At 71.5% G+C, this 24,299-nt stretch carries 23 protein-coding genes and 1 pseudogene; 14 read left to right on the top strand and 10 right to left on the bottom strand.

Features of this window, described 5'->3' with window-relative positions:
- Positions 1 to 712: carboxypeptidase regulatory-like domain-containing protein (locus D7Y21_RS29440; RefSeq protein WP_121717103.1), on the top strand; the 712-nt coding region annotated here is incomplete at its 5' end.
- A gap of 161 nt (positions 713 to 873) precedes the next feature.
- Entirely contained in the window at positions 874 to 1,059 is a 186-nt protein-coding gene (locus tag D7Y21_RS29435) for a hypothetical protein (RefSeq protein ID WP_120566721.1), read from the top strand.
- Positions 1,060 to 1,212: 153 nt separating this feature from the next.
- On the opposite strand, the gene D7Y21_RS29430 is transcribed toward D7Y21_RS29435, so the two are convergent.
- Positions 1,213 to 1,506 carry an FYDLN acid domain-containing protein gene (locus D7Y21_RS29430; RefSeq protein WP_120566722.1) on the bottom strand — a complete coding sequence of 98 codons (294 nt, stop codon included), beginning with the start codon at positions 1,504 to 1,506 and terminating at the stop codon, positions 1,213 to 1,215.
- Between the two features lie 141 nt (positions 1,507 to 1,647).
- On the opposite strand from D7Y21_RS29430, the gene D7Y21_RS29425 reads away from it, so the two are divergent.
- Positions 1,648 to 2,937 (top strand): GYF domain-containing protein, encoded by a 1,290-nt coding sequence (locus D7Y21_RS29425; protein ID WP_120566723.1) that lies wholly within the window; start codon positions 1,648 to 1,650, stop codon positions 2,935 to 2,937.
- A 105-nt stretch (positions 2,938 to 3,042) separates the two neighbouring features.
- Here the strand turns inward: D7Y21_RS29425 and D7Y21_RS29420 are convergent, their stop codons facing one another.
- Genes D7Y21_RS29420 through D7Y21_RS29410 form a run of 3 tightly spaced genes read right to left on the bottom strand, consistent with a single transcriptional unit; the run spans position 3,043 to position 5,917 of the window.
- Positions 3,043 to 3,306 (bottom strand): DUF3006 domain-containing protein, encoded by a 264-nt coding sequence (locus tag D7Y21_RS29420; protein WP_120566724.1) that lies wholly within the window; start codon positions 3,304 to 3,306, stop codon positions 3,043 to 3,045.
- Positions 3,303 to 4,685 carry a ComEC/Rec2 family competence protein gene (locus tag D7Y21_RS29415; protein ID WP_120566725.1) on the bottom strand — a complete coding sequence of 461 codons (1,383 nt, stop codon included), beginning with the start codon at positions 4,683 to 4,685 and terminating at the stop codon, positions 3,303 to 3,305. Before D7Y21_RS29415 ends, D7Y21_RS29420 begins: the two co-directional genes overlap by 4 nt.
- On the bottom strand, positions 4,682 to 5,917 hold the full coding sequence (locus D7Y21_RS29410; protein WP_121717099.1) for a ComEC/Rec2 family competence protein: 1,236 nt from the start codon (positions 5,915 to 5,917) through the stop codon (positions 4,682 to 4,684). The genes D7Y21_RS29415 and D7Y21_RS29410 overlap by 4 nt, the downstream gene beginning before the upstream one ends.
- Before the next feature lie 113 nt (positions 5,918 to 6,030).
- Between D7Y21_RS29410 and deoC the strand changes: the two genes are divergently transcribed.
- The 4 genes from deoC (at position 6,031) to D7Y21_RS29390 (ending at position 9,778) form a co-directional block, all read left to right on the top strand.
- Positions 6,031 to 6,891, top strand: coding sequence for a deoxyribose-phosphate aldolase (gene deoC / locus D7Y21_RS29405; protein WP_120566727.1), 861 nt, complete (start codon positions 6,031 to 6,033; stop codon positions 6,889 to 6,891).
- Between the two features lie 19 nt (positions 6,892 to 6,910).
- Positions 6,911 to 7,306: a TraR/DksA family transcriptional regulator gene (locus D7Y21_RS29400; protein WP_120566728.1), complete on the top strand. Its 396-nt coding sequence runs from the start codon at positions 6,911 to 6,913 to the stop codon at positions 7,304 to 7,306.
- Positions 7,307 to 7,337: 31 nt separating this feature from the next.
- Positions 7,338 to 9,065, top strand: a complete 1,728-nt coding sequence (locus tag D7Y21_RS29395) for a phospho-sugar mutase (protein WP_121717097.1) — start codon at positions 7,338 to 7,340, stop codon at positions 9,063 to 9,065.
- A 74-nt stretch (positions 9,066 to 9,139) separates the two neighbouring features.
- Positions 9,140 to 9,778 (top strand): hypothetical protein, encoded by a 639-nt coding sequence (locus tag D7Y21_RS29390; protein WP_199735506.1) that lies wholly within the window; start codon positions 9,140 to 9,142, stop codon positions 9,776 to 9,778.
- Between the two features lie 55 nt (positions 9,779 to 9,833).
- Here the strand turns inward: D7Y21_RS29390 and D7Y21_RS29385 are convergent, their stop codons facing one another.
- The 5 genes from D7Y21_RS29385 to D7Y21_RS29365 form a co-directional block, all read right to left on the bottom strand.
- Positions 9,834 to 11,012 (bottom strand): sensor histidine kinase, encoded by a 1,179-nt coding sequence (locus tag D7Y21_RS29385; RefSeq protein ID WP_120566731.1) that lies wholly within the window; start codon positions 11,010 to 11,012, stop codon positions 9,834 to 9,836.
- Between the two features lie 353 nt (positions 11,013 to 11,365).
- Complete coding sequence (locus D7Y21_RS29380; RefSeq protein ID WP_120566732.1) at positions 11,366 to 12,295, bottom strand: ABC transporter permease; 930 nt, start codon at positions 12,293 to 12,295, stop codon at positions 11,366 to 11,368.
- Complete coding sequence (locus tag D7Y21_RS29375) at positions 12,288 to 13,427, bottom strand: ABC transporter permease (protein ID WP_121717093.1); 1,140 nt, start codon at positions 13,425 to 13,427, stop codon at positions 12,288 to 12,290. The genes D7Y21_RS29380 and D7Y21_RS29375 overlap by 8 nt, the downstream gene beginning before the upstream one ends.
- Positions 13,420 to 14,985 carry an ABC transporter ATP-binding protein gene (locus D7Y21_RS29370; RefSeq protein WP_121717091.1) on the bottom strand — a complete coding sequence of 522 codons (1,566 nt, stop codon included), beginning with the start codon at positions 14,983 to 14,985 and terminating at the stop codon, positions 13,420 to 13,422. The genes D7Y21_RS29375 and D7Y21_RS29370 overlap by 8 nt, the downstream gene beginning before the upstream one ends.
- Positions 14,986 to 15,023: 38 nt before the next feature.
- Positions 15,024 to 16,217, bottom strand: a complete 1,194-nt coding sequence (locus tag D7Y21_RS29365) for a BMP family protein (RefSeq protein ID WP_120566853.1) — start codon at positions 16,215 to 16,217, stop codon at positions 15,024 to 15,026.
- 94 nt (positions 16,218 to 16,311) lie between these two features.
- Here D7Y21_RS29365 and D7Y21_RS29360 point away from each other — a divergent pair, with 94 nt between their 5' ends.
- The 5 genes from D7Y21_RS29360 (at position 16,312) to D7Y21_RS29340 (ending at position 21,122) form a co-directional block, all read left to right on the top strand.
- Positions 16,312 to 17,616: a thymidine phosphorylase gene (locus D7Y21_RS29360; protein ID WP_120566735.1), complete on the top strand. Its 1,305-nt coding sequence runs from the start codon at positions 16,312 to 16,314 to the stop codon at positions 17,614 to 17,616.
- Between the two features lie 13 nt (positions 17,617 to 17,629).
- Positions 17,630 to 18,790 carry a molybdopterin-synthase adenylyltransferase MoeB gene (moeB, locus tag D7Y21_RS29355; RefSeq protein WP_121717089.1) on the top strand — a complete coding sequence of 387 codons (1,161 nt, stop codon included), beginning with the start codon at positions 17,630 to 17,632 and terminating at the stop codon, positions 18,788 to 18,790.
- 109 nt (positions 18,791 to 18,899) lie between these two features.
- Complete coding sequence (locus D7Y21_RS29350; protein WP_233612321.1) at positions 18,900 to 19,310, top strand: PilZ domain-containing protein; 411 nt, start codon at positions 18,900 to 18,902, stop codon at positions 19,308 to 19,310.
- A 57-nt stretch (positions 19,311 to 19,367) separates the two neighbouring features.
- Entirely contained in the window at positions 19,368 to 19,772 is a 405-nt protein-coding gene (locus D7Y21_RS29345) for a cytidine deaminase (protein WP_121717101.1), read from the top strand.
- A gap of 12 nt (positions 19,773 to 19,784) precedes the next feature.
- Positions 19,785 to 21,122, top strand: a complete 1,338-nt coding sequence (locus tag D7Y21_RS29340; protein ID WP_120566739.1) for a 5'-deoxyadenosine deaminase — start codon at positions 19,785 to 19,787, stop codon at positions 21,120 to 21,122.
- On the opposite strand, the gene D7Y21_RS29335 is transcribed toward D7Y21_RS29340, so the two are convergent.
- A complete protein-coding gene (locus D7Y21_RS29335) occupies positions 21,119 to 22,531 on the bottom strand; it encodes a sensor histidine kinase KdpD (RefSeq protein ID WP_121717087.1) in 1,413 nt (470 codons plus the stop codon). The genes D7Y21_RS29340 and D7Y21_RS29335 overlap by 4 nt on opposite strands.
- Positions 22,532 to 22,825: 294 nt before the next feature.
- Here D7Y21_RS29335 and D7Y21_RS29330 point away from each other — a divergent pair, with 294 nt between their 5' ends.
- Both D7Y21_RS29330 and D7Y21_RS29325 read left to right on the top strand, forming a co-directional pair.
- Positions 22,826 to 23,563 (top strand): PspA/IM30 family protein, encoded by a 738-nt coding sequence (locus D7Y21_RS29330; RefSeq protein ID WP_120528049.1) that lies wholly within the window; start codon positions 22,826 to 22,828, stop codon positions 23,561 to 23,563.
- 33 nt (positions 23,564 to 23,596) lie between these two features.
- Positions 23,597 to 24,299, top strand: a pseudogene (locus D7Y21_RS29325) (hypothetical protein); the annotation flags it as partial.

The raw sequence follows: 24,299 nt of genomic DNA, 5'->3' as shown, positions 1-24,299 counted from the left end.
GGCCAGGCCACCTCCCGCCGCCGCCGCGCCGCGCCCCTCCGGGCCGGTGAAGTGGGGCGAAATCGAGGGGCGGGTGCTGCTGACCGGGACGCCTCCCCAGGCCCCCAGCGCGCCGACCACCGCCACCGTCGCCAGCGTGTGTGGCGACCAGGCGGAGGATCGCTCGCTCGTGGTGGGGGGTGAGGGCGCCCTGGCCCACGCCGTCGTCTCGCTCCAGGACGGCGCCTCGCTCGCCGAGCCGGAGACACCCGCGCCGCAGCCCGTGCTGGACCAGAAGCAGTGTCACTACGAGCCGCCCGCGCTCGCGGCGAAGGCCGGCGGTGAGCTGCTGCTGCGCAATTCCGACCCGCTGGTGCACAACGTGCGCGCCCAGTCCGGGACGAACCGTTCTGTCTTCAACGTGGCCATGCCCCTGGAGGGCATGACCCTGCGCCGCCCCCTGCCCGCCGAACCCGGCACCGTCCAGGTCCGCTGCGACGTGCACCCCTGGATGCGCGCGGTGGTCCGCACCTTCAACCACCCGTACTTCACCACCACCGCCCCGGACGGGCGCTTCCGGATGCGCGTCCCGGAAGGGGCCCACACGCTCGTCTTCTGGCACGACCGGCTGCCCGAAGCGTCCCGGACCGTCACCGTCCGCGCCGGGGAGACCGTCCAGGTCGATCAGAGCTGGGGCGTGGAAGCACTGCGTCAGGCCGGCTCGGGGAAATAGGGCGCCCCTGACACGGTTGTCGCGTCCGGCCCCGGTGCAACGAAATCGCCGGCCAGGGGTTCCGTATAAGTGCCTGGAAGCACGCCCCTTGTTCAGACTTCTGTCTTGGTGGCAAAATTGCTTTCTCGGAAGCCAACACTTCCGCCTGAGGGGGAGTCGTCATGCATCAGACCAGGAAGCAATCCACGGTGTCCGCGGAGGCGGAGCGCCTGCCCATGGGGGCGCGCCGCAAGGACACCCGGCCGGTGGGCATGCAGGAGATGGGGCCCAACCTCTACGAGAAGATCGAGAGCGCGCTCACCGAGCTGTCGCTGGCGTCCTCGCACGAGCGCCTGAGCGGTACCTGAGAAGTCACGTCCCGGAGCGGTGTGGGCCCCTGGGGAGGGGCTCCCGTCTCCGGGCAGGCCGTTTTTGAGCCCGGTGGGAGCGCGGAAACGGCAACGGGGCCCGCCCGAGCAGCTCGGGGGACCCCTGATGCGGCAAGCGTGTGAGGGCGACCCTTACAGGTCGTCTTCTTCGGAGGTCTCGGTGGTGGCCTCGGCGTCCTCGTCATCGCTGAAGGAGTCGAGGTTCTCCTCGTCCTCCTCGGCCGCGGGCGTCTCCTCGGGCTCGGGCTCGATGACCTTCGGAGCGGCGGCCAGGCGGCCACGCCGACCCTCGGTGGGCTTGGCGACCACGTTCTCCCGCTGATCCGCCCCGCACTTGGGGCAGATGGGGTCCGGCTTCTTCATGTCGTAGAACTTCGTCCCGCACTTGAAGCACGAGTGCTTGGTTCCGAGATCCTTCGCCGGCATGCGCCACCCTCGTAGAAGCCTGGAGTGAAACCGAGGGCGGCTGAATAGTTGGGCCGAAGAACAGAGTCAACCGTGTGTTTGCGTGGGAGATTTCTGGCGGTAGCATCCCCGCCGGTTTCCCCCGAGAGCCGGACGCCCCCTTTGAACTTCACCTGCGACAATTGCCAGAAGCGGTACTCCATTGCGGACGAGAAGGTCCGCGGCAAGACGGTCAAGGTCCGTTGCAAGAACTGCCAGAACGTCATCACCGTGGAAGGGCCCGCCGAGGAGGAGAGCACCCGCGTGGTGTCGCTCGCCGACGTGGAGCGCATCCGGGCCCAGGAGCGTTCGCTGGCGGGAGGCGCCGCCGCGCCCGCGCCTGCGCCCGCTCCGGCACCGGTGGCCGCCGTGGCAGCTCCCGCGCCCCTGGCCAAACCTCCTGCGTCGGCCCCCCAGACACCCTGGGACGATGAGCCCACGCGCACCGCGCCTCCCCGCCAGACGGCCGGGGCACCGTGGTTCGTGATGGTGCGCAACAAGCAGGAGGGCCCGCTGGACGAGTCGGCCGTGGCCGAGTGGATGGCCGCGGGCACCATCAGCGCGCGCAGCTTCTTCTGGCGCCAGGGCATGCCGGACTGGAAGCGCGGTTCGGACATCCCGGAGCTGGCCGCGCTGCTCGCGCCCGCCGCAGCGCCGGAGCCGCCGCCTCCGCCCCCGGAGCCGCCGCCCGTGGTCGCCGCGCCGCCTGCGCGCGCCGCGCCCGCCCGCCGCGAGCCGGAGCCCCAGCAGCCCTTCTACGCGGAGAACGAGCCCGGCCCGTCCGAGGACGACGGCGGCTTCGAGCGCGACGGCGACGAGGAGGAGGGCACGCTCTTCGGCAACAACCGCGCTGCGCCCGCCCCGGTGCCCACGCCCGCCCCGCGCCGCGCGATGGCGCCGCCCGTGGAGGACGCCCCCGCGGCGAGCGGCGCGCCCCTCAACGAGCTGTTCTCCGACCTGGACCTGCCCGGTAACCGGGGCGACGGCTCGGACGAGGAGGACCCCGGTCAGGACGAGACGCGCGAAGACCCTCGCGACGACGAGGAGGAAGAGGACGCGCGTCAGGTGCAGGACTCGAAGGCCGCGCGCAAGCGTCCGGTGGTGCCGGCCCGCCGTGGCAGCCCGCTGAAGGTGGTGGCGCTGGTGCTGGTGCTGCTCATCGTCCTGCCGGTGGTGGCGCTGTTCGGCCTGTCCGCGGCGGGCATGCTGCCTCCCGCCCTCGCGGACATGGTCAACAAGGTGACCGGCAAGGCTCCGCCCCCGGCTCCGGCCCCGCGTCAGGCCGCTCCCGCTCCTACGGGCGCCGCCGAACCCGTGGCGCCTCCTCCGGCCGCCGCTGAGCCCGCGACACCGCCGCAGGGCGCCGCGGCGGGTGGCGAGGCCACGGCTCCGGCGGAAGGTTCCACGCCGTAGCCCACGTGTGAGGTGGGCCTGCTTCCGCGCGACGCGGTGGGCAGGCCCTCCCGCCACGTCCTGCTCCGGCCGGGTGCTCCGGCACGTCGAGCAGGACGCTTCGGTTCAGAGGTCGAAGTCGCCCGCGGGCGGCTTCTTGCCGCGCATCGCCTGTTCCCTCGCGGCGCGGACGTCGGCGCGCAGGGACTCGGTGGCTTCGGCGTCCACCGTCCCCGTCTCCAGGTCCACGACGTCCCCTTCGCGCACGCCGGGCGGCAGGGTGTCCAGCGCGCGGGTCACCTGCTGGCCGTCCACCACCAGCACGGCGACGTCGTCCTCGATGCGGTCCACCGTCGCCCTGGACCGGGCCTTCGTCTTCTTCTTCGTCACGGGTGACAGTCTCCCGCGGGCTCGCGGCCCGACTTCAGCGCCGCGTCACGCGTGCTCCACGTGAGCAGGTTCTCATCTTTGATGAGCCTCACGCTCCGGCAGGTGGACTTGTGGAAGATGCGCTTGTTCTTGCTCGCCATGTAGTTGCCCGTCATGGACGTGCTGGCGCTGGAGGAGGAGCGCACCGCCTTCGGAGGGGCCTCCACCGTCCGCGTGCCCTTGCGCGCGACGGGCAGGTCATCCACGTCCGTCACGTTGCTGACGCGGGCCTTGCTGTCACGCGGTGCCTCGACGACCCGCGCGGGCTCCGTCCGGATGGCGGGCGGCGGTTCGGTGGGCGCCGGCTTCACCACGGGCGCGGGCTTCGCCGTCCGCACCAGCGCCGGGCGCGGATCCAACCCCGGGAAGACGCGCCGCGTGCCGCCGGGCTCCCCCGGTGTCGGACGCTGGAGCGACAGCTCGAACTGCTTGCCGTCGCTCACCGCGTGCACCTCTCCGTTCACGTCCGTGCGGAAGGCCCGTGAGTCCACGCCGCGCAGGCGCGCGAGGAGCTCCTTCACCTTCGGGCTCTTGCCCAGGCTGTCATCCCCGCTGATCACCGCCGCCTGCGGCCGCAGCTCCTCCAGGTACGCCTGCGAGTTCGCCCCCTCCACGCCGGGCGAGGCGACCTTCAGCAGCGTGGCGGAGGACAACAGCCCGCGCTCCAGCAGCCGGGCCTCCGTCTCTCCTCGCGCGCCGCCCGCGAAGACGACCGACGTGTCGGCGTACGTCAGGCGCAGCATGATGGAGTTCGCCGCGTTGCGCCCCTCCGCGTCCGGGGCCTCCTTCAAGAGCGGCTCCGCGGGCGCCCGGGGCCAGAGCACCGTGAGGTTCACCCCGTCCTCCAGCGTCAGCCGGACCAGCTCCTTGGGCGCGGACGACGGCGGCGCGGGCGAGAGGATCTGCACCCCTCGCGAGCCCACCGCCGTCAGCAGCGCGTCGTAGGCCTTGGACGTGTCCGGCAACTGCGGCTCCATCAACCGCCGCGCGCCCACGCGCTTGAGCACCGCCTCCAGCGCGCCGTGGTGCTTCGGATCCGGCTGGGTGAGGACCACCAGGTCCAGCTCGCGGCGCAGCAGCTCCGGCAGCCGGTTCACCAGGTGCGATTCGGCGGAAGCGGGCCCGGAGTCCACCAGCACCGTGTTGCCCCGCGGCGTGACGATGAGCGCGGCCTCCCCCGCGCCCACGTCGAAGAAGTACACGTGCAGCTTCCCGTCCGGCGCGCCGCCGAAGTAGCGCGACTTCTCCGGGGGCTTCTGCGCGGGCGGCGCGGACGGCTGCTGCTGACAGGCCAGGGAGGCGAGCAGCAGCCCCACTCCCAGCGCGATGCGGGCCTTCATGGATGACAATCCTCGGCGGGGCGGCGCTCACGCAGGGCGTCGGCGCGGCTTGTGTAGACGGTGCGCTCGTTCTTCGAGCGCTTCAGGGTCTTGCAGCTCTCGCGGTGGAACACCTTGCTGCCCTTGAGCGACACGTAGCGCTCGCCCGTGGCTTCGGACGTGCCCGTGGGCGACGTGGGCTCCACCGGCTTCCGTGTCCGGGAAGCGCCGGGCTCCGGCTCCTTCTCCGTGGAGCGGCCGGAGCGGCCGTGGGGCGTGGGTTCGATGGGGCCGAGCGCCACCGGGCCTCCCACCTGCTGCGTGCCGGAGAGGCTCGCGGCCCCGGCGGTGCCCTTCGTCGAGCGCAGCGTCACGGTGGTGCCGTCGCTCACCGCCAGCACCTCGCCGTCCTGGTCGGTGCGGAAGGTGCGGGTGCGCACGTCGCGCAGGCGGCCCAGGACCTCCGGGCTCGGGTGGCCGTAGTCGTTGCCCGCGCCGCAGGAGATGACCGCCGCCTGCGGCTTCACGCGCTCCAGGAAGGCCGCGGTGGAGGAGTGCTTGCCGCCGTGGTGCGCCACCTTCAGCACCGTGGCGGTGAGGTCCACGGGCTTCCGCAGCAGCACCTCCTCCGTGGGCGGCTCCGAGTCCCCCGTGAAGAGGAACGCCGTCTTCCCATAGGTGAGCTTGGTGACGATGGAGTTCGCGTTCGCGTCCGAGCGCGTGTTCGCGAGGAACGCCTCCTGGGGCACGCGCGGCCAGAGCACGGTGAGCGCCACGCCTTCGCCCAGGCCCACGGTGAGCAGCGTCTGGGGCGCGTTGGGGTTGGGCTCCGGGCTCATCACCTGGCCCACCTCGCGGCCCACGAAGTCCAGCAGGTCGCGGTACGCCTCGCTCGGGTGGTCGAAGCCGGGGTCCATGAAGCGCCGGGCGCCCACCGCCTTCACCGCCGCGCGCAGCCCGCCCAGGTGGTCCAGGTGCGGGTGGGTGAGGATGACCAGGTCCAGCGGGCCCTTCACCAGCTCGCGCAGCCGCGCCGCCAGCCGCGTGCCGGCCTCTGGAGGCCCGCCGTCGATGAGCACCGTCTTGCCCGTGGGCGACACGATGAGCGCCGCGTCCCCCTGGCCCACGTCGAGGAAGTAGACCGAGAGCCGGCCCGGGGCAGGGGAGGGCAGGGCCGCGGGAGCCGCCGCGTAGCCCGGCACCGCCGCGAGGAAGAGGACAAGGAGTGCGAGCAGTCGCGCGAAGACCTTCACGGGTTGGAACTCTACAGCCCCGCTCCCCTTCGCGGCACCCCGTGCGTTGACCGGGCGCCCCCACCTCCCGCGAGCGCTTCCCCGAGGGCCGTTAGTGGGCTAAGGGGCGCGGCATGCCGTCCGACGCCGAAGCCTTCTTCACCGTCCTGGAAGAGCTGGTCGACCAGGCCCGTCATCGTCTGCACGCCTGGAAGCTCCAGCAGGAGGCGGCGCCGCCCGCGCCCGCCGCCGTCCTGAATCCGGAAGCCCCGCGCCCGCCCGGAGTGAAGACCGCCACCGCTCGCGTGGACCCGGCCACCCTCGTGAAGGCCTCGGACCTGGCCCCGTACATCGACCACACGCTGCTCAAGCCGGAAGCGCGCGCCGAGGACGTGGTGCGCGTGGCCGAGGAGGCCCGCCAGTACGGCTTCGCCACCGTGTGCGTGAACAGCTGCCACGTGGCCACCGCCGCGCGCGTGCTGGCCGGCGCGACCGCCGTGCCCATCGCCGTGGTGGGCTTCCCCCTGGGCGCCGCGCTGTCGTCCGCGAAGGCCTTCGAGGCGCGCGAGGCCATCCGCGCGGGCGCGCGTGAAATCGACATGGTGCTCAACCTGGGCGCGCTCAAGGCGCACGATTACCAGCGCGTGCACCAGGACATCGCCGCAGTGGTGGAGGCCAGCCACCCCATCCCCGTGAAGGTCATCCTGGAGACGGGCCACCTCACGGACGAGGAGAAGGTCGTCGCGTGCGCGCTGTCCAAGGCCGCGGGCGCCGCGTTCGTGAAGACGTCCACCGGCTTCGGGCCCGGCGGCGCCACGGTGAAGGACATCGAGCTGATGCGCGCGGTGGTGGGCGACGAGGTGGGCGTGAAGGCCTCCGGCGGCGTGCGCTCCGCGGAGGACGCCGTGAAGCTCATCCGCGCGGGCGCCAACCGCCTGGGTGCTTCCGCGTCCGTGGCCATCGTCACCGGGCAGATCTCCACCGCGCAGTACTGACCTTGCCGGAGCACGCACCGTGACCCCGAAGCAGCGAGAGGACTTCCTGCAGCAGTTGCTCGCGCTCCACGCGGAGCTGACCGGGAAGACGCCCATGCGCATCGAGCCCAACCGCACCGACGAGGCGCGCGTGGGCGGCGACGAGGACGAGCAGCCCCTCAACGAGATGATGCAGGCCATCGCCTCCAGCCGGAACCGCAACACGGACGGCACGCTGGCGCGCGTGGTGAAGGCCCTGGGCAAGCTGCGCGAGGACCCGGACTCCTTCGGCGAGTGCGAGGAGTGCGGCGACGAGATTCCCATGGGCCGGCTGAAGGCCATGCCCTACGCGGAGTTCTGCGTCGCGTGTCAGAACAACAAGGATGGCCCCAAGGGGCCGGTGCGCCGCAAGCACCTCACCGATTACAAGGGCTGAACGCCCCTCTTCAACCACGAGGCAACGCGCGATGGACACGACCGGACTCAGGGAGCGGGCGGAGGCCTGGCGCAAGGCGGATCCGGATCCGGAGACCCAGGCGGAGCTGGCCAATGTGCTCGCGACGTCGGACTGGGCGGACCTGGCGGACCGCTTCGCGCAGGACCTGGAGTTCGGCACCGCCGGCCTTCGCGGCGTGCTGGGCGCCGGCCCCAACCGGATGAACCGCGCCGTCGTGCGCCGCACCACCGCGGGCCTGGCGCGCTACCTCAAGGCCACCGTGCCGGACGTCACCACGCGCGGCGTGGTGGTGGGCCGTGACGCCCGCCGCCTGAGCAAGGAGCTGGCGGAGGACACCGCCGCCGTGTTCATCGCGGAGGGCATCCCCGCGCACGTCTTCCCGGAGCCGGTGCCCACGCCCGTCACCGCGTTCGCCGTGCTGCACCTCAACGCCGCCGCGGCGGTGATGGTGACCGCCAGCCACAACCCCCCCGAGTACAACGGCTACAAGGTCTACTGGGGCAACGGCGCTCAAATCGTCCCGCCGCAGGACGTGGGCATCGCGGACACCATCGCGAAGGTGGAGCCCGCCAATGAAGTGCCCCTGCTCACGCCCGCTGAAGGCCGCGCGAAGGGGCTGTGGCGCGACCTTCCGGAGGACGTGGGCCACGCGTACCTGCGCGCCATCCTGGACCTGCGCCTGTACCGCAAGGGCAGTGACACGCTGTCCATCGTCTACACCGCCATGCACGGCGTGGGCGGCGCGTGGGCGGCGCTCGCGCTCAAGGAGGCGGGCTTCCCGCGCGTGACGCCGGTGGCCGAGCAGCAGCAGCCCGACGGCCGCTTCCCCACCGTGCGCTTCCCGAACCCCGAAGAGCCGGGCGCCATGGACCTGTCCATCGCCACTGCCGAGCGCGTGAAGGCTGACGTGGTGCTGGCCAACGACCCGGACGCGGACCGGCTGGCGGTGATGGCGCGGGATGCCTCCGGGAAGCTGCGCCTGCTCACCGGCAATGAAGTCGGCGTGCTCCTGGGCCACTACGTGCTCACGCAGGGGACGAAGCGCGCGCGCCCGCACGTCGTCACCACCATCGTGTCCTCCACGCAGCTGGGCGAAATCGCGCGCGGGCTGGACGCCGCGTACGACGAGGTGCTCACCGGCTTCAAGTGGATCGCCAACCGCGCCCTGGAGCGCACGGCGAAGGAAGGCACGCAGTTCGTCTTCGGCTACGAGGAGGCGCTCGGCTACACCGTGGGCACCGCCACGCGCGACAAGGACGGCGTGGGCGCGGCCCTGGTGGTCGCGGACATGGCCGCGTGGTGCGAGGCGCGAGGCGTGACGGTGTTGGGCTACCTGGAAGAGATCCAGCGCCGCTTCGGCCTGCACGTGGGCGCCCAGCGCAACGTGACGCTGCCCGGCGCGGCCGGCGCGCAGACCATCCGCGCCATCATGCAGGCCTTCCGCGCGTCGCCGCCCGCGAACATCGGCGGCACCCCGGTGAGCGCCGTGCGCGACTACCAGAAGGGCGAGGGCGGCCTGCCTCCGTCCAACGTCGTCGCCTTCGCGCTGGAGGGCGGCGGCCGCGTCACCCTGCGCCCCTCCGGCACCGAGCCGAAGATCAAATACTACTTCGAGCACAAGGAGACGCCCGCCCCCGGCGAGCCGCTCCCCCAGGCCCGCCAGCGCGCGGAGGCGAAGCTGGCTGCCCTCATCGACGCCTTCCTGGCCCTGGCCCGCGAGCGCGGCCAGCCGGCCTGAGTCATGAATCACCCTTCAACTCAACCCAACGGGTCGTGGCTCCCGTGCCGCGGCCCTTCGCTGAAAGGAACCTCGTGAAGCGCTTGATTCCTGGTTTCCTCCTGGCCGTGCTCCTGGCCGTTCCCGGCACCGCGATGGCTCGCGGTCAGGGCTGGTCCCTGCTGGCGGCGGAGACCGTCGGCTCGGGCCGCAACGTGTTCAGTGCGCAGATCGGCTTCCCGGGCCTGTCGCTGGGCCTGCTCCACGGCGGCTCGGACAACGTCGATATCGGCGGCAAGTTCAGCTTCAACTGGGGCCGTGAGGGCCTGGTGGACGCGTCCGACGCGGGCCTCAAGCTCCAGGGCTGGCTGCGGGTGATGATCGCCCGGACGGACAAGGTGTCCTTCGGCGTCACCTTCCAGCCGGGGCCGTTCGTCTACTTCCCCCGGGGAAACACGATGTTCGGCATGGCGCTGCCGGTGGCGTTCGTGGTGGGCATCCCCGTGGGCAGCGCGCTGATGATCAACGCCGGCCTCGACGTGCCGTTCAACGTCTACTTCGGCGAGGGCATCGGGCCGGTCATCCCCATCCTCTTCGGAGGCGGCCTGGAGTACTACGTGAACAACAACCTCAACGTGAACTTCAACCTGCGGCTGGGGCCCTCCATCGTCCCGCGCTTCGACGACAGCTACTTCACGATGGAAGCGCTGGCGGGCGTGGCCTACCGCTTCTAGCCGGCGTCACGCGGGCGGGGACGTGTTCCCCGCCCGTGTGGTGGCTTTCAAGCGGCTACCAGGACGACGTCTGCTCGGGCAGCTCCACCGTGAAGGTGCTGCCCAGGTTGACGCGGCTCTTCACGGTCAGCTTGCCGCCCATGCTCTCCACCAGGGTGCGCGCCACCGTGAGGCCCAGGCCCACGCTCTTCTCCGGGGCCTTGGTCGTGTAGTACGGCGAGAAGATGGCCTGCAGCTCGTCCTCGAAGATGCCGATGCCGGTGTCCTTCACGAAGAGCTGGGGGCCGAACTCGCCGAACATGTCCGGCATCTCCACGCCCACCTGCACCACGCGCGGCCGGTCCTTCACGTCCTCCACGGCGTCCACCGCGTTGCAGACCAGCTCCGTCACCACCTGCTCCACCTGACGGCGGTTGAAGACGACGGCGATGGGGTCCTCCGGCAGCACCGCGCGCACGTCCGCACGGCCCAGGCGCCCGGCGGCGCGCAGGCGCGACACCACCTCCGGCACCACCTCCCGCAGGTCGAAGCGCTGGATGTCCTTGGGGCCCGTGGGGCCCAGGGACAGCAGGTGCTGGCCGTGCAGGCGCATCTGCTCGCCCGCCACGCCCAGCTTGAGCAGCTCCTCCGAGTCCGGCGGCAGCCCCTGGGCGGCGCGGGCGCGCACGTGCTCCAGCGCCCGCTGCAGGCCCACGCCCAGCTGGTCCATCTGCGTGGCCAGGTCCGCGGCCAGCGTGCCCACGCGGGCCAGGCGCTCCATGCGCACCCAACGCGTGCGCGGGTCCTGGAGCACTTCCTGGAGGCCGCCCTGCTCGCGGTGCGCCTTGAGCTCCAGCAGGGTGTGGACGCGCACCTTCAGCTCCAGCGGGTCCAGCGGTTCAGTCGTCAGCAAGTCGTCCACACCTGCCTCCATCACCTCGCGGCGCGTCTGGCGGTCCGCGGAAGGCGTGAGCATGAGGATGGGGAACTGCGGCGGGGAGAGCTCCTCGCGAAGGCGCCGGTACGCGGCCAGGCCCACCGTGCGGGCCCGCTCCACGTCCAGCAGCACCAGGTCCGCGGAGTGGCGCGACACCGCCTCCAGCGCGGCCGTCGTCCCTCGCGCGGGCAGCACGTCGTAGCCGGCCGGCGTCAGGATGGAGCGCACCCGCTCGATTCCGCCGGACTCCACGTCGACCGCGATGACCCGCGGGCGCTGGGGTGACGTCGAGCCTGTTCCCGTCGTCTGCATGTTCATGCCACCCCAGCCTGGAAACCGGATCGGCCAACGCCCGCAGGCGCTGCCCCGAACCCGGGGGACCGCGTCCCGGAACCGCTCAGGCCTGGATGCTGCGCCTGCTCGGTATCCGCTACGCAATCCGACATGGTCACACTCCCATGCCAGCGGCATGCCGGACGTCCACCCAACGGCAGATCAGCCCACACTGGAAAGTCCGAAAAGCGTGATCCAATAAGGTCAGGGGGTTGGCGGCCCGCCGGACAATGACCAGACGCATCAGGGCAGGTGAGCGCTTCAGATTTGGCAGGTCGAACCTGACCAAAAGTGATTTGCGACCCGGGTCCAGGATTACCCTTTCCCTCTCAAAATGGTCAGCGGGATTCCTGCTCGAACGGAACGCCCAGCGCGGCGGGGGCATGGCCCCGCTGGCCCTGGAGGGCGAGGACGAGGAGGGTCAACAGGTAGGGCAGAGCGAGCAGGAAGCCCTGGGGAACCAGGTCGAGGAGCCAGGGAGCGCTGGAGGCCAGGCCGATCCTCAACGCGTTGCCGGCGGCGAAGAAGAGCGCGGCGGCGAAGGCGCCCAGGGGCGTCCAGCGGCCGAAGACCATGGCGGCCAGGGCCATGAAGCCCAGGCCCGAGGGCGTGTGCTGTTCGAAGCGGTCCAGGACGGTGGTGGACAGCACCGCGCCCCCCAGGCCCGCCATCATTCCGCCGCCCAGCACCGCGCCCCAGCGCAGGGCGGGCACGGACAGGCCCAGCGTGGCCACCGCGTGTGGCTTGTCGCCCACGGCGCGCAGGCGCAGGCCCAGCGGCGTACGCGACAGGAGCAGGTGGAAGACGAAGGGCAGGGTGAGCGCCAGGTACGTGGGCGCCGCGTGGCCGGACAGCGCGCCCAGCAGTGGGACCTGGGACAGGCCCGGGACGTTCCAGCGCGACAGCTGGGTGATGGAGGGCGTGCCGTTGGGGCCGAAGAACGACTCCAGCAGGTAGGTGCCTCCGGCCATGGCCACCAGGTTGAGGGCCATGCCGGAGACGACCTGGTCCGACCGCCAGCGGATGCTGAGGAAGCCATGCACCGCGGCGATGCCCGCGCCCCCGGCCATGCCCACCCCCACCGCGAGCGGCGTGGGCATCACGAGCGCCGCCACCGCCGCGCAGAAGGCGCCGGTGCGCATCATGCCCTCCACGCCCACGCTCACCACGCCAGCGCGCTCGGAGAGCATGGCTCCCAGCGCGGCGAACACCAGGGCGGGGGCCGCGTCCAGGGTGGAGAAGAGGAGCGAGTGGAGCACCTCAAACACGGGGCACCTCCGCTCCGGCCTGGGCCGGCCCCTGGGCCGGGGCTTGGGCCCGCTTCTGACGCCGCGCCAGCAGGGCGAGCCACACCATGCGGCCGGCGACGAAGAGCAGCGCGAAGCCCTGGATGAGCTCCGGGAAGCTCTTGTGCACGCCCAGCAGCTGCATGCGCGTGCCTCCCGCGCGCAGGATGCCGAAGACGGCCGCGGACAGCGCCGCGCCCAGCGGGTGGTTGTTGCCGATGAGCGCGATGGCGATGCCGTCGAAGCCGTACGGGGCTCCCAGCGAGCCCGGATAGCGGCCCTCCGTGCCCAGCACCAGCACCGCGCCGGCAAGGCCCGCCAGCGCGCCCGCGAGCGCCATGGCACCGCCCGCGCGCCACAGCGTGGGGATGCCGGCGGCGCGGGCCGCTTCCGGGGTGAGGCCCACGGCGCGCGTCTCGTAGCCGGAGCGCATGCGGGTCAGCCACACCCAGACGCCCAGCGCCGCGGCGAGCGCCAGAGGAAAGCCGAGGTTGAGGCGCGAGCTATCACCCAGGAGCCGGGGCAGCTGCGCGGTGGGCAGGATTTCAGCGGTGCCGGTGATGGACGACGCGCCTTCGGCCACCGCGCGCAGCGGACCGATGACGAGCCAGTTGTCCACCAGGCTCACCGCCACCCAGTTGAGCATGATGGTGGAGATGACCTCGTGCACGCCGCGCTTGAGCTTCAGCACGCCCGCGATGCTCGCCCACGCCGCGCCCGCCACCGCCGCCGCGATGAGGGCCAGCGGGACGTGCAGCACGCCGGGCAGCGACACGTGCGCGCCCACGAGCGCCGCGGCCAGCGCGCCCCAGATCATCTGCCCCTGCGCGCCGATGTTGAACAGGCCCACCTTGAAGGCCACCGCCACGGACAGGCCGGTGAGGGTGAGCAGCGCGGCCTTCATCGCGGCCTCGCCCAGGGGGCGCACCACGGTGGTGGTGCTGCCTCCGTCCAGGAAGGCGGGCCAGTTGCCCACGCCACCCCAGAGCATCTGGAGATAGGCGCGCGTGGCGGTGTCCACGTCGCGCGTGATGGCGATGAGCAGCCAGCACACCGCGAGCGCCAGCAGCACGGAGAGCACCGACGGCAGCACCTGCCGCGTCCGCTCACCCATGGCTTCCCTCCGCGCCCAGCATTCGGCGGCCCAGCTCGCGCTCGTCCAGGTCCTTGCGCGGGAAGTGCCCCGTCACGCGGCCCTCGTAGAGGACATAGACGCGGTCGGACAGGGCCAGCACCTCCTCCAGGTCCAGCGACACCATCACCACTCCCGCACCCCGCGCCTTCGCGTCACGAAGGCGTTCATGCACCTGCGCCACGGCGCCAATGTCCAGCCCGCGCGTGGGCTGCACGACGACGAGCAGCTTCGGATCCGCGTCCAGCTCGCGCGCCACCACGACCTTCTGCTGGTTGCCGCCGGACAGCGCCTGGAGCGCCACCACCGGGTCGTTCGGGCGCACGTCGTAAGAGGTCAGCAACTGGTTCGTGCGCTCGCGGCGGCCCTTGAAATCCACCCACGGCCCGCGAGCGAACGGCGGCTGACGGTGCCGGCCCAGGGCCACGTTCTCCTCCACCGTCATCGCCTTCACCACCGCGCGGGCCAGGCGGTCCTCGGGGACGTGGCCCACGCCGCGCGCCTTCGCCACCGCCGGGGTGAGCCCCGCCAGGGGACCACCGAGCAGCATGCCTTCGCCGCCGTCCAGCTTGCGCAAGCCCGTGAGGACTTCGGCCAGCTCGCGCTGTCCGTTGCCGTCGACCCCGGCGATGCCGACGATTTCGCCCTCGCGCACGGTGAGGCTCACGCCCTGGAGCGCCGGACGGCCGTTGTCGCCCGTCGCCCGCAGGTCCTTCGCTTCGAGCACGACCGGGCCCGTCGAAGTCGTGAGCGCGTCCGGTTCAACGGGCGCGGGAGGCCGCGCCTCCGTCGCGCCGGTGGTGCCGGTGCCCGACAGGCCAGTGGTCGCGACGGCCGTCGCGGGCACGCCCGTCATCGCGGCGCCCTTGGAACCTTCACCCACCATCAGCGCGGCCAGCGCGGAGACGGTCGTCTCACTGGCGCGCACCTCCGCCACGGTGCGGCCCCGGCGCATCACCGCCACGCGGTCCGCCACGCCCAGCACTTCCTTCAGCTTGTGGCTGATCAGCACCACCGTGCGGCCCTGCGCCACCAGCCCGCGCATCACCTGCGACAGCTCGTCCGACTCCTGCGGCGTGAGCACGGCGGTGGGCTCATCCAGGATGAGCACCTGCGCGCCCCGGTGCAGCGCCTTGACGATTTCGACCTTCTGCTGCGAGCCCACCGTGAGCGTGTCCACGCGGGCCCGCGGATCCAACTGGAAGCCGAAGCGTTTCGCCGTGGCCGCCACCTCGTCACAGGCGCGGTCCAGGTCCAGCAGGCCGCGCTTCGTGGGCTCGCGGCCCAGCACCACGTTCTCCGCCACCGTCAGCGTGGGCACGAGCATGAAGTGCTGGTGCACCATGCCGATGCCCTTCGCGATGGCGTCGCGCGGGCTCTTGAAGCGCACCGGCTTGCCGTCCATCAGGAACGTGCCCGCGTCCGGGTGGTAGAGCCCGTAGAGCACGTTCATCAGGCTGGACTTGCCCGCGCCGTTCTCGCCCACCACGGCGAGCAGCTCCCCCGGGACGATGTCCAGCGACGCGTCCTCCAGGGACACGCACGACCCGAAGCGCTTCGCGATGTGCTGGAGGGAAATCAGGGCTGCGCGACCTGGAAGGAGGACAGCTCCGCCTGCGTGCCCGGCACGACAATCTTCCCGGCGAGGATCTGCTGCCGCAGCGTCTCCACCTTCTGGAGCGCCTCCGCCTTGCCCGGGAACTCCACGCGCACGTCCGCCATGCCCACGCCGTTCTCCTTCAGGCCCAGCACCTGCTCACCCGCCGTCAGCTTGCCGTCCACCAGCTCCTTCGCCGCCTGGTACACGGCCAGGTCGCTGTGCTTCACCATGGACGTGAGGATGGCGTCCGGCGCCAGGTGCGACTGATCCGAGTCCACGCCGATGGCGAACACCGTCTTGCCCGCCGCGCGCGCCTCCTTCACCGCCTGGATGACGCCCAGGCCGTCCGTGCCCGCCGCGTGGAAGATGACGTCCGCGCCCTTGGCGATGAGGTCCTGCGCCACTTCCTTGCCCGCGGACACGCTGTTGAAGCTGCCCGTGTACACGGCCATCAGCGCGTCCGCCGCCTTCGCGTTCGTGGTGCGCACGCCCGCGCGGTAGCCCACGTCGAAGCGCTTGATGAGGGGCACCTCGATGCCGCCCACGAAGCCCACCTTGTTCGTCTTCGTGACGAGCCCCGCCAGCGCGCCCACCAGGAAGCTGCCCTCCTGCTCCTTGAACAGCACCGTGCGCACGTTGGGCAGCGACTTGGGCTTGCCCTGCGCGTCCAGCAGCTGGCTGTCGATGAGCAGGAACTTCGCCTCCGGGTTCTCCGTGGCCACGTCGCGCACCGCGTTGGCCAGCAGGTACCCGTTGCCGATGGTCAGCTTCGCGCCCTGTTCCACGAGCAGCTGGAGGTTGGGGGCGTAGTCCTCCTGCGCCTTGCTCTGGAGCACCAGCGGCTGGATCGGCAGCGGCTTCACTTCCGGTGCGAGCGCCGCGAGGTCGGAGGAGATGGACTGACGCACTTCGCCAGCGGGGGCGTCCACGTACTTGCCGCCCTCGTACTTCTTGCCGGCGGCCCACAGCTCCAGGCCGCGCAGGGACGCGTCATTGAACGAGTGATCACCCCGGCCGCCCACGTCGATGACGAGCCCCACGACCACGGGTTTTCCCTCGGGGGGCTTCGTGGCGGTGGAAGTCTGGGAGGGGGCCTTGGGGGCGTCCTCGGACTTCTTGGAACAGGCGCACAGGAGCGCGGCCAGGGCGAGCACGTGGAGTCGGCGGAGCATCATGGGGGCAGGTATCTACCAGATGCCGCCGGGGCTTTCCCTTTCCTGCGAGGGGAGTGCATGGAGTGGGGACTTCCTGCTATGGCCTTGCCCCGTGCAACCCTACGAACTCATCAAGGCCAAGCGCGACGGCGGAAAGCTGGACCCGTCCGACATCCAGGCGTTCATCCAGGCGTACACCGCCGGCACCGTGGCCGACTACCAGATGGCCGCGATGTGCATGGCCATCTTCTTCAAGGGGCTGGACTCCCGGGAGCTGGGGGCGTGGGCCCGCGCCATGCTCCACTCCGGTGAGGTGCTGGACCTCTCCGACACGCCGGCCATCAAGGTGGACAAGCACTCCACCGGTGGCGTGGGCGACAAGGTGTCCTTGAGCCTGGCGCCCCTGGCGGCGGCCTGCGGCGTGCCCGTGCCCATGATTTCGGGTCGCGGCCTGGGCCACACCGGCGGCACCCTGGACAAGCTCGAGTCCATCCCCGGCTTCAACGTGAACCTGTCCACCGCGGACTACCGCCGGCTGGTGCGCGAGGTGGGGTGCTGCCTCATCGGCCAGACGGCCCAGGTGGCCCCCGCGGACAAGAAGCTCTACGCGCTGCGCGACGTGACGGCGACGGTGGACTGCATCCCGCTCATCGCGTCGTCCATCATGAGCAAGAAGCTGGCGGAGGGCATCGACGCGCTGGTGCTCGACGTGAAGGTGGGCAGCGGCGCCTTCATGAAGACGGCGGACGACGCGCGCGTGCTGGCCCGCACCATGATTGGCCTGGGCGCGGAGATGAACCGCAAGGTCGTGGCCCTGCTCACGGACATGGATCAGCCCCTGGGCCGCCAGGTGGGCAACGCCCTGGAGGTCCGCGAGGCCGTGGACATGCTCCGGGGTGAAGCGCCCGACGACTACACCGAGATCACCTACGCCCTGACGGCGGAGATGCTGGTGCTGGGCAAGAAGGCCGCCACGGTGGAGGAGGCGCGCGGGATGCTGCGCCGCTCCGTGGAGGACGGCAGCGCCATCAAGAAGCTCAAGGAGATCGTCCAGTCGCAGGGCGGAGACCCGCGCTCCATCGACGACTACTCGCTCCTGCCCACGGCGAAGGCCACGACGGACGTGGTGGCGCCTCGCGACGGCTTCGTTTCCGGTATCCACACGGAGGGCGTGGGTCTGGCGGCGGTGGCGCTGGGCGCGGGCCGGCAGCGGGTGGACAGCAAGATCGACCCGGCCGTGGGCTTCACGCTGCTCAAGAAGGTGGGCGACGCGGTGAAGCAGGGCGAGCCCGTGGTGCAGGTGCACTACAACGACGCCGGTCCGGTGGAGGGCGTGAAGGCGCGGCTGCTCGCGGCCTACCAGTTCGGCGACCGGGCGCCCGCGGCCCGCCCGCTGGTGCTGGAGCGTCTGGAGTAGTTACGCAATCCCCATGGCCTCCACGTTCCGCGACCTGCTGTCGGAAGTGAAGAAGGAGATCCGCGAGGTCTCCCATGAGCACGTCCACACGCTCCTGGGCTCGGGCTCGAAGGTGAAGCTCGTGGACGTGCGCGAGGCCGACGAATACGCGGGTGGCCGGCTCCCCGGCGCGGTGCACATCCCGCGCGGGTACCTGGAGCTGCGCATCGAGGAGAAGGCGGACCGCGACGAGGAGCTGGTCCTCTACTGCGCGGGCGGCACCCGGTCCGCGCTCGCGGCCCGGACGCTGCGGGAGATGGGCTACACGCGCGTGTCCTCGCTCGCGGGCGGCTACAACCGTTGGAGTGACGCGGCCCTCCCGGTGGAGAAGCCCGTCGTCCTCTCCGCCGAGCAGAAGGAGCGCTACCGCCGCCACCTCATCCTCCCGGAGGTGGGGGAGGAGGGACAGGCGCGGCTGCTCAAGTCAAAGGTGCTGCTGCTGGGCGCGGGCGGGCTGGGCTCTCCGGCGGCGCTGTATCTGGCGGCGGCGGGCGTGGGCACGCTGGGCGTGGTGGACGCGGACGTGGTGGACCTGAGCAACCTCCAGCGCCAGGTGCTGCACACCCTGGAGCGCCGGGGCCAGCCCAAGGTCCAGAGCGCGAAGGCCGCCCTGGAGGCGCTCAACCCGGACGTGAAGGTGGTGCCGTTCCAGGCGCGGCTCACCACCGCCAACGTGGAGCGCATCCTCGCGGACTTCGACCTGGTGCTGGACGGCGGGGACAACTTCCCCACGCGCTACCTGCTCAACGACGCGTGCGTGCTGATGGGCAAGCCCAACATCCACGGCTCCGTGTTCCGCTTCGAGGGGCAGGTGACCACCTTCCTGCCCGGACAGGGGCCCTGCTACCGCTGCCTCTACCCCGCGCCGCCTCCGCCGGAGCTGGCGCCGTCGTGCGCGGAAGCCGGCGTGCTGGGCGTGCTGCCCGGCCTCATCGGAATGCTCCAGGCGACGGAGGCCCTGAAGCTGCTGCTCGGGGTGGGGGAGTCGCTCGTGGGGCGGCTCATCACCTTCGACGCGCTGGGCACCCGCTTCCAGGAGCTCAAACTGCGCCGCGACCCGGAGTGCCCGGTGTGCGCGCCGGGAGCGAAGGTGGAGCTCATCGATTACGAGCAGTTCTGCGCCACGGGGGCCTGAGCGGGCGCCGGAGCACCCTGGGGGATGCATTTTCAGGAGCAACTGGGTAGACGGGCCCGCGTATGATGCGCCGGCCTGGGACCCGGGGCGGTGGTGGAACGCGACCCGGGTGGGATACGAGAGCAGCAGCGGCAGGGAGACGACGGCGATGTCCGAGCAGAACGAGAACCAGGACACCAGGACGGGAGAGGACCGGCGCGACTCGCCCCGCGTCCCCATGCGTCTGAAGGTCCGCCGGGAGGGGACGGAAGCCTTCCTGGACCGCGCGGGGGACCTGTCCCTGGGCGGCGTGGGATGGGTGGGAGAGGCGCTGGACCCGGGCCAGACCGTGGAGGTGCGCTTCGCGCTCCCCCCGTCCCTGGAAGAGGTGCAGGTGCGCGGCGAGGTGCTGCCCCCCAAGGCCGGCATGACGGGCCCGGTGGTGCGCGTGCGCTTCCTGGAGCTGCCGGTGGAGCTGGAGCTCGCCATCGCCCGGCACCTGGACGACCAGAGCAAGGATGAACCCCGGGGCGCCCGCTAGGGCATCCCCGGATGGACGCGGGCGCCGGTGGACGGCGCCTTCGCGAAGGAGGGCGGCATGGCGGACGAGATTCCCTGGGAGCGGCTGTTTGAGGAGGCCCTGCGGGTGCGTCAGCGCGCGCACGTGCCGTACTCCAGGTTCCCCGTGGGGGCCGCCGTGCTGTACGCGGACGGCTCCATCGTGGCCGGCTGCAACGTGGAGAACGCCACCTATGGCCTCACCGTCTGCGCGGAGCGCAACGCGTTCGCCGCGGGCGTGGCCCAGGGCCGCGAGAAGCCGGTGGCGGTGGCCGTCGTCGTGGACACCCCGGAGCCCTGTCCCCCGTGCGGCATGTGCCGCCAGGTGATGGCGGAGTTCGCCGGGCCTGACCTTCCGGTGCGAAGCCGCACCCTCAACGGGCAGGAGGCGCGCTACCCGCTCAGCGAGCTGCTGCCGCACGCCTTCACCCGTTCCTTCCTCTAGGACCTCTCTCACGTGGACTTGCTTCTCACTGGAGCCACCGTCGTCACCATGAACCGCGACCGCGAGGTGCTGCCTCGCGCGGACGTGCTCGTGCAGGACGGGCGCATCGCCAAGGTGGGCCGGGGCCTGAAGGTGAAGGGCGCCCGCCGCGTCCTGGACCTCACCGGGCAGGTGGTGATGCCCGGCCTCATCCACGGCCACCTGCACGCCTGCCAGACGCTGTTCCGCGGCCACGCGGACAAGCGGGAGCTGCTCGACTGGCTGAAGGAGCGCATCTGGCCCATGGAGGCGGCGCACGACGCGGCGTCCCTGCGCGCCAGCGCGGACCTCACCTTCGCGGAGCTCATCCGCTCCGGCTCCACGGCGGCGCTCGACATGGGCACCGTGCACCACTACGACGCCGTCTTCGAATCCGCGCGTGACAGCGGCTTCCGGCTCGTCGGTGGCAAGGCGATGATGGACTCCGGCGCGGAGGTGCCCGCCGGCCTGCGTGAGACGACGGCGGACTCCCTGTCGGAGAGCCTGGCGCTGATGGAGCGCTGGCACGGCACCCACGACAACCGCCTGCGCTACGCGTTCGCGCCGCGCTTCGCCCTGTCCTGCTCGCCGGAACTCCTGCGGGAAGTGGGCCGGCTGTCGAGGGAGAAGGGCGTGCGCATCCACTCGCACGCCAGCGAGAACCGCACGGAGACGGACGTGGTCCGCCAGGTGACGGGCCAGGACAACATCGCCTTCTTCCACGGGCTGGGGCTCACCGGCCCCCAGGTCACCCTGGCCCACTGCGTGTGGGTGGAGGGTGAGGAGCAGCGCCTGCTGCGCGAGTCCGGCACGGTGGTGTGCCACTGCCCGGGCTCCAACCTGAAGCTCGCGTCGGGCTACGCGCGCGTGCCGGAGCTGCTGAAGGACGGCATCCCCGTGGCGCTGGGGGCGGATGGCGCCCCGTGCAACAACACGTTGGATTTGTTCCACGAGATGCGGCTCGCGTCCGTGCTGCACAACCCGCGTGTGGGCCCGGTGGCGATGACGCCCATGCACGTCCTGGAGATGGCCACGCTGCACGGCGCGCGCGCCCTGGGCCTGGAGGACGAGGTGGGCTCCGTGGAGGCCGGCAAGCGCGCGGACCTCACCGTGGTGGACACCCGCGGCTTCCACTTCTGCCCGCTGCCGGAGGACGTCACGGGGCCGCTGGTGTACTCGGCGCGCTCCACGGACGTGTCGCACGTGCTCATCGACGGCAAGCTGGTGCTGCGCGAGGGCGAGCTGACGACGCTGGACGCGAACGCGGTGCTGGCCAACGCCCGCACGCAGGCCACGAAGCTCTTCGCCCGCGCGAAGCTGAAGGCGTCCTAGCGGCGCCAGGCGGCCGTCGGATCCAGGGACGGCTGCGAGGTCGGCTGCACGCGTGGCAGGCGCAGCACGAAGGACGTGGACCAGCCCTCCGCGTCCTCCACCGCAAGCCGCCCGCCGTGGGCCTCCGCCGCCAGCCGGGAGAAGTACAGCCCCAGGCCGTAGCCCCGGCGGCCCTCCTTCTCGCGGTGGCCCTGCACGTACTTGTCGAAGAGGGACTCGCGCGCCTCCGGCGGAATGGCGATGCCGTCGTTGCGCACCGCCAGCCACTGGAAGCCCTCCGCCTCACCCGCCTCCAGGCGCACCCGCCCGCCAGACGGGGCGTAGCGGAGCGCGTTGGTCGCCAGGTTCTCCACCACGCGGATGAGCAGGCCCGCGTCGCCCACCAGCTGGAAGCCCGGAGGGGACGACAGCTCCAGCCTGATTTTGCGCAGCCGGGCCGCGCCATCCAGCGAGCGGCGCACCTCGTCGAAGAGGGGCGCCACCGGGAAGGCCTGCTTGCGCGGGGACAGCGGGCCCTGCTCCAGCCGGGGCACGTCCAAGAGGTCGGAGATCATCCGGTCCAGGCGCGCGGTGACGGCCAGGCCCGTGCGCACGGACTCCACCATCGGCGTGCCGATGGGCAGCTCCTGCTCCATCCACGACAGCGACAGCGTCACGGCGGACAGCGGCGAGCGCAGGTCGTGCACCAGGAACTGCATCAGCTGCTCCTGGTGGGCCTGGAGCGCCTCCAACTGGGCGTTGCGCGCGTGGGCCTCCGCCAGCATCCGCTCGATGGTGCGGTGGGCGTCCTCCACGTCGTGGGTGCGGCGGGCCTCCAACTGCCGGGCCACCTCCGCGTGCGACAGGTCCATGGCCAACTGCCGCAGCCTCCCGGTGCCGTAGTGGCTCACCGCCGCCACCAGCACCAGCGTCACCGCCGCCACGGCCATGGCGCCCGGGCCTACGCCCGCCTGGTGCATCAGGACGGCCTGGGTCAGCGACGCCAGCCCCGCCGTGCCGTAGACGAGCCAGGGCATCAGCTCCAGGCCGGACAGCGCCACCACCAGCGCGAACAGCCCCAGGCTGAAGCCCGCCACGCCCGCGGGGAAGGGCGACACCGGCAGGGCCAATTGCTGGAGGCCGAACACCAGCCCCACGTCCACCAGCGACTGCACGATGCCCAGCTGCTTCGTCAGGGGCCTGGAGCGCAGCGCGAACAGCAGCGCCACCACGCCGCCATAGCAGAGCAGCAGGGGCGGGTAGTGGGCCCAGTCCCGGGCGCCCGTCAGCCACAGCCCCAGGCTGACGGCGAAGAACACGACCGTGCCCACCAGCCGCACCGCCGCCCCCGCGCCCACGACGCGCCGGCGCTGGGCGGCCACCACCCGCGCGAGCTCGTCTTCAAAGGCAACGGGAGGGGTTGGTTCCATGCGACACGGTTGTTTTCCCCGCTTCCTCCCCACCCGGCAAGTTCATGGCCACAGCGTCTTTCGCGACCCCGGGTGGCCCCTTTAAGGGACAGGGAGTGGCGGGCGGGGGCCGACAGGTGGCCCTGGACCCGGCCGGGCTGGCGGGCGGTGGCCAGGCGGTAGCTGTTCTGGGGGCAATCATCCGTTCCGGGCGGGCGTAGTCACGGTGACACGCGCCTTGCGGCCGGATGCTTGTGGGCGTCGGAGTTCGTGTAAGGTGACTGGAATTACGCACAGGCGGAGGTGAGAGCCGACATGTGGCAGCGATTCAAGAGAGCGATGCGGAGCTTCGCGGGCTTCTTCGTCTCCTCCATCGAGGATCCGGAGCTGATTCTCGAGCAGAACATCCGTGACCTGAACGATCAGGTCCCCAAGATGAACGAGTCCATCGCCATGGTCCGGGCGAATGTGACGCTGCTCGAGAAGGAGAACATGAAGTACCAGCAGGACGTGCGGGAGCTGACCGCCAAGGTCAAGGCCGCCATCCAGGCGGGCCGTGACGACCTGGCCGGCACCTACGCGACCAAGCTCCAGGGGGAGAAGGAAGCCCTCGCGCGCAACCAGCAGCAGCTGGACATCGCGAAGCAGGCCTATGAGAAGGCCCTGAACGTCAAGAAGGCGTTCATGCGCGAGAAGGACCGCAAGACCCAGGAGGCGATGAACGCCGTCCGGGACGCGCGGCGCGCCAAGTGGCAGGCGAAGGTCGCCGACACGATGGAGTCCTTCACCGTCGCGGGCGTGGACTCCACGCACGACGAGATGCTCCGCAAGGTCCAGGAGAAGACGGCCATCAACGAGGCGCGCATGCAGATGGCGCTGGAGTCGGTGGACCACCAGGCCGCGGCCATCGAGGAAGAGGCGGAGAAGATCCAGGGCGACGAGCTGGTGAAGCAGTTCAAGATGGAGATGGGCCTGCTGGACAGCCCCGCGCCGGTGTCGGACGTGGGCGCCGGTCCGGAAAAGACCATCGGCAAGAAGGTGGAGATCAAGTAGGTCTCCCCCCATGAAAGGGGCCGGCGCACACGGATGAAGCTGCACCGCGGACCCGGCCTCTTTCTCTTCCTCGCGCTCTGCGTCCTGGGCGCGGGGTACGTGTTCGCCTCGCGGGCGGGTTACCTCGACCGCCTGCAGGCGCGCTTCTTTCCCTCCACCCGTGAAGCGGTGCGGCTGTCCCCGGGCGACTTCCCGGCGGGCGTCGCGGCCCCGGTGGCGGACGTGGCGTCGGTGCCGCTCAGGCCCGTGCTCATCGGCTTCACCCCGCGCGGTTCCGCCTCCGCGCTGCTCGTGGCCACCGGCGGCGCCACCACCCTGGACAACCCCGCCACGCCCCCGGGCGCCGCGCAGGGGCTGCTCAAGACGGCCTATGCCCTGGACGCCCGTGCGGTGCTCTTCGCCCGGGAGGAGGAGCTGAAGCAGGCCCTGTCCGTGGGCGCGGAGAACGGCGGCGTGGACATGGCGGCCCTGTCGGTGGACCGGCTCGCGTCGTGGGCGCCGACCTTGAGGGACGCGGCTCCGCGCACGGTGATGCTCGTGGGTCGCAGCCGGGGCCAGGAGGCCATGGCGGCGGTGGGCGTGCCGGACCTGGCCAGCCTGCGCGGCAAGCGGGTGGGCGTGTATCCGGGCGGCTCGTCGCACTACTTCGCACTGTGGGTGCTGGCGCGGGCGGGGCTGCGCACCTCCGACGTGCGCTGGGTGGACCTGCCCTCCACGCTGGATGCGGGCCGGGCCC

The organism is Corallococcus sp. AB045 (genome assembly GCF_003668895.1).
GTDB classification, from domain to species: Bacteria; Myxococcota; Myxococcia; order Myxococcales; family Myxococcaceae; genus Corallococcus; species Corallococcus coralloides.
Note: the sequence above shows the minus strand (reverse complement) of the source record. Positions and strands in the feature narration are given on the sequence as shown.

Excerpts from the sequence above, each read along its gene's own strand:
- D7Y21_RS29435 (WP_120566721.1), top strand. The coding sequence starts at position 874 with ATGCATCAGACCAGGAAGCAATCCACGGTGTCCGCGGAGGCGGAGCGC.
- D7Y21_RS29430 (WP_120566722.1), bottom strand. The coding sequence starts at position 1,506 with ATGCCGGCGAAGGATCTCGGAACCAAGCACTCGTGCTTCAAGTGCGGG.
- D7Y21_RS29415 (WP_120566725.1), bottom strand. The coding sequence starts at position 4,685 with ATGAAGGCCCGCATCGCGCTGGGAGTGGGGCTGCTGCTCGCCTCCCTG.
- deoC (WP_120566727.1), top strand. The coding sequence starts at position 6,031 with ATGCCGTCCGACGCCGAAGCCTTCTTCACCGTCCTGGAAGAGCTGGTC.
- D7Y21_RS29395 (WP_121717097.1), top strand. The coding sequence starts at position 7,338 with ATGGACACGACCGGACTCAGGGAGCGGGCGGAGGCCTGGCGCAAGGCG.
- D7Y21_RS29385 (WP_120566731.1), bottom strand. The coding sequence starts at position 11,012 with ATGAACATGCAGACGACGGGAACAGGCTCGACGTCACCCCAGCGCCCG.
- D7Y21_RS29375 (WP_121717093.1), bottom strand. The coding sequence starts at position 13,427 with ATGGGTGAGCGGACGCGGCAGGTGCTGCCGTCGGTGCTCTCCGTGCTG.
- D7Y21_RS29365 (WP_120566853.1), bottom strand. The coding sequence starts at position 16,217 with ATGCTCCGCCGACTCCACGTGCTCGCCCTGGCCGCGCTCCTGTGCGCC.
- moeB (WP_121717089.1), top strand. The coding sequence starts at position 17,630 with ATGGCCTCCACGTTCCGCGACCTGCTGTCGGAAGTGAAGAAGGAGATC.
- D7Y21_RS29345 (WP_121717101.1), top strand. The coding sequence starts at position 19,368 with ATGGCGGACGAGATTCCCTGGGAGCGGCTGTTTGAGGAGGCCCTGCGG.
- D7Y21_RS29335 (WP_121717087.1), bottom strand. The coding sequence starts at position 22,531 with ATGGAACCAACCCCTCCCGTTGCCTTTGAAGACGAGCTCGCGCGGGTG.
- D7Y21_RS29330 (WP_120528049.1), top strand. The coding sequence starts at position 22,826 with ATGTGGCAGCGATTCAAGAGAGCGATGCGGAGCTTCGCGGGCTTCTTC.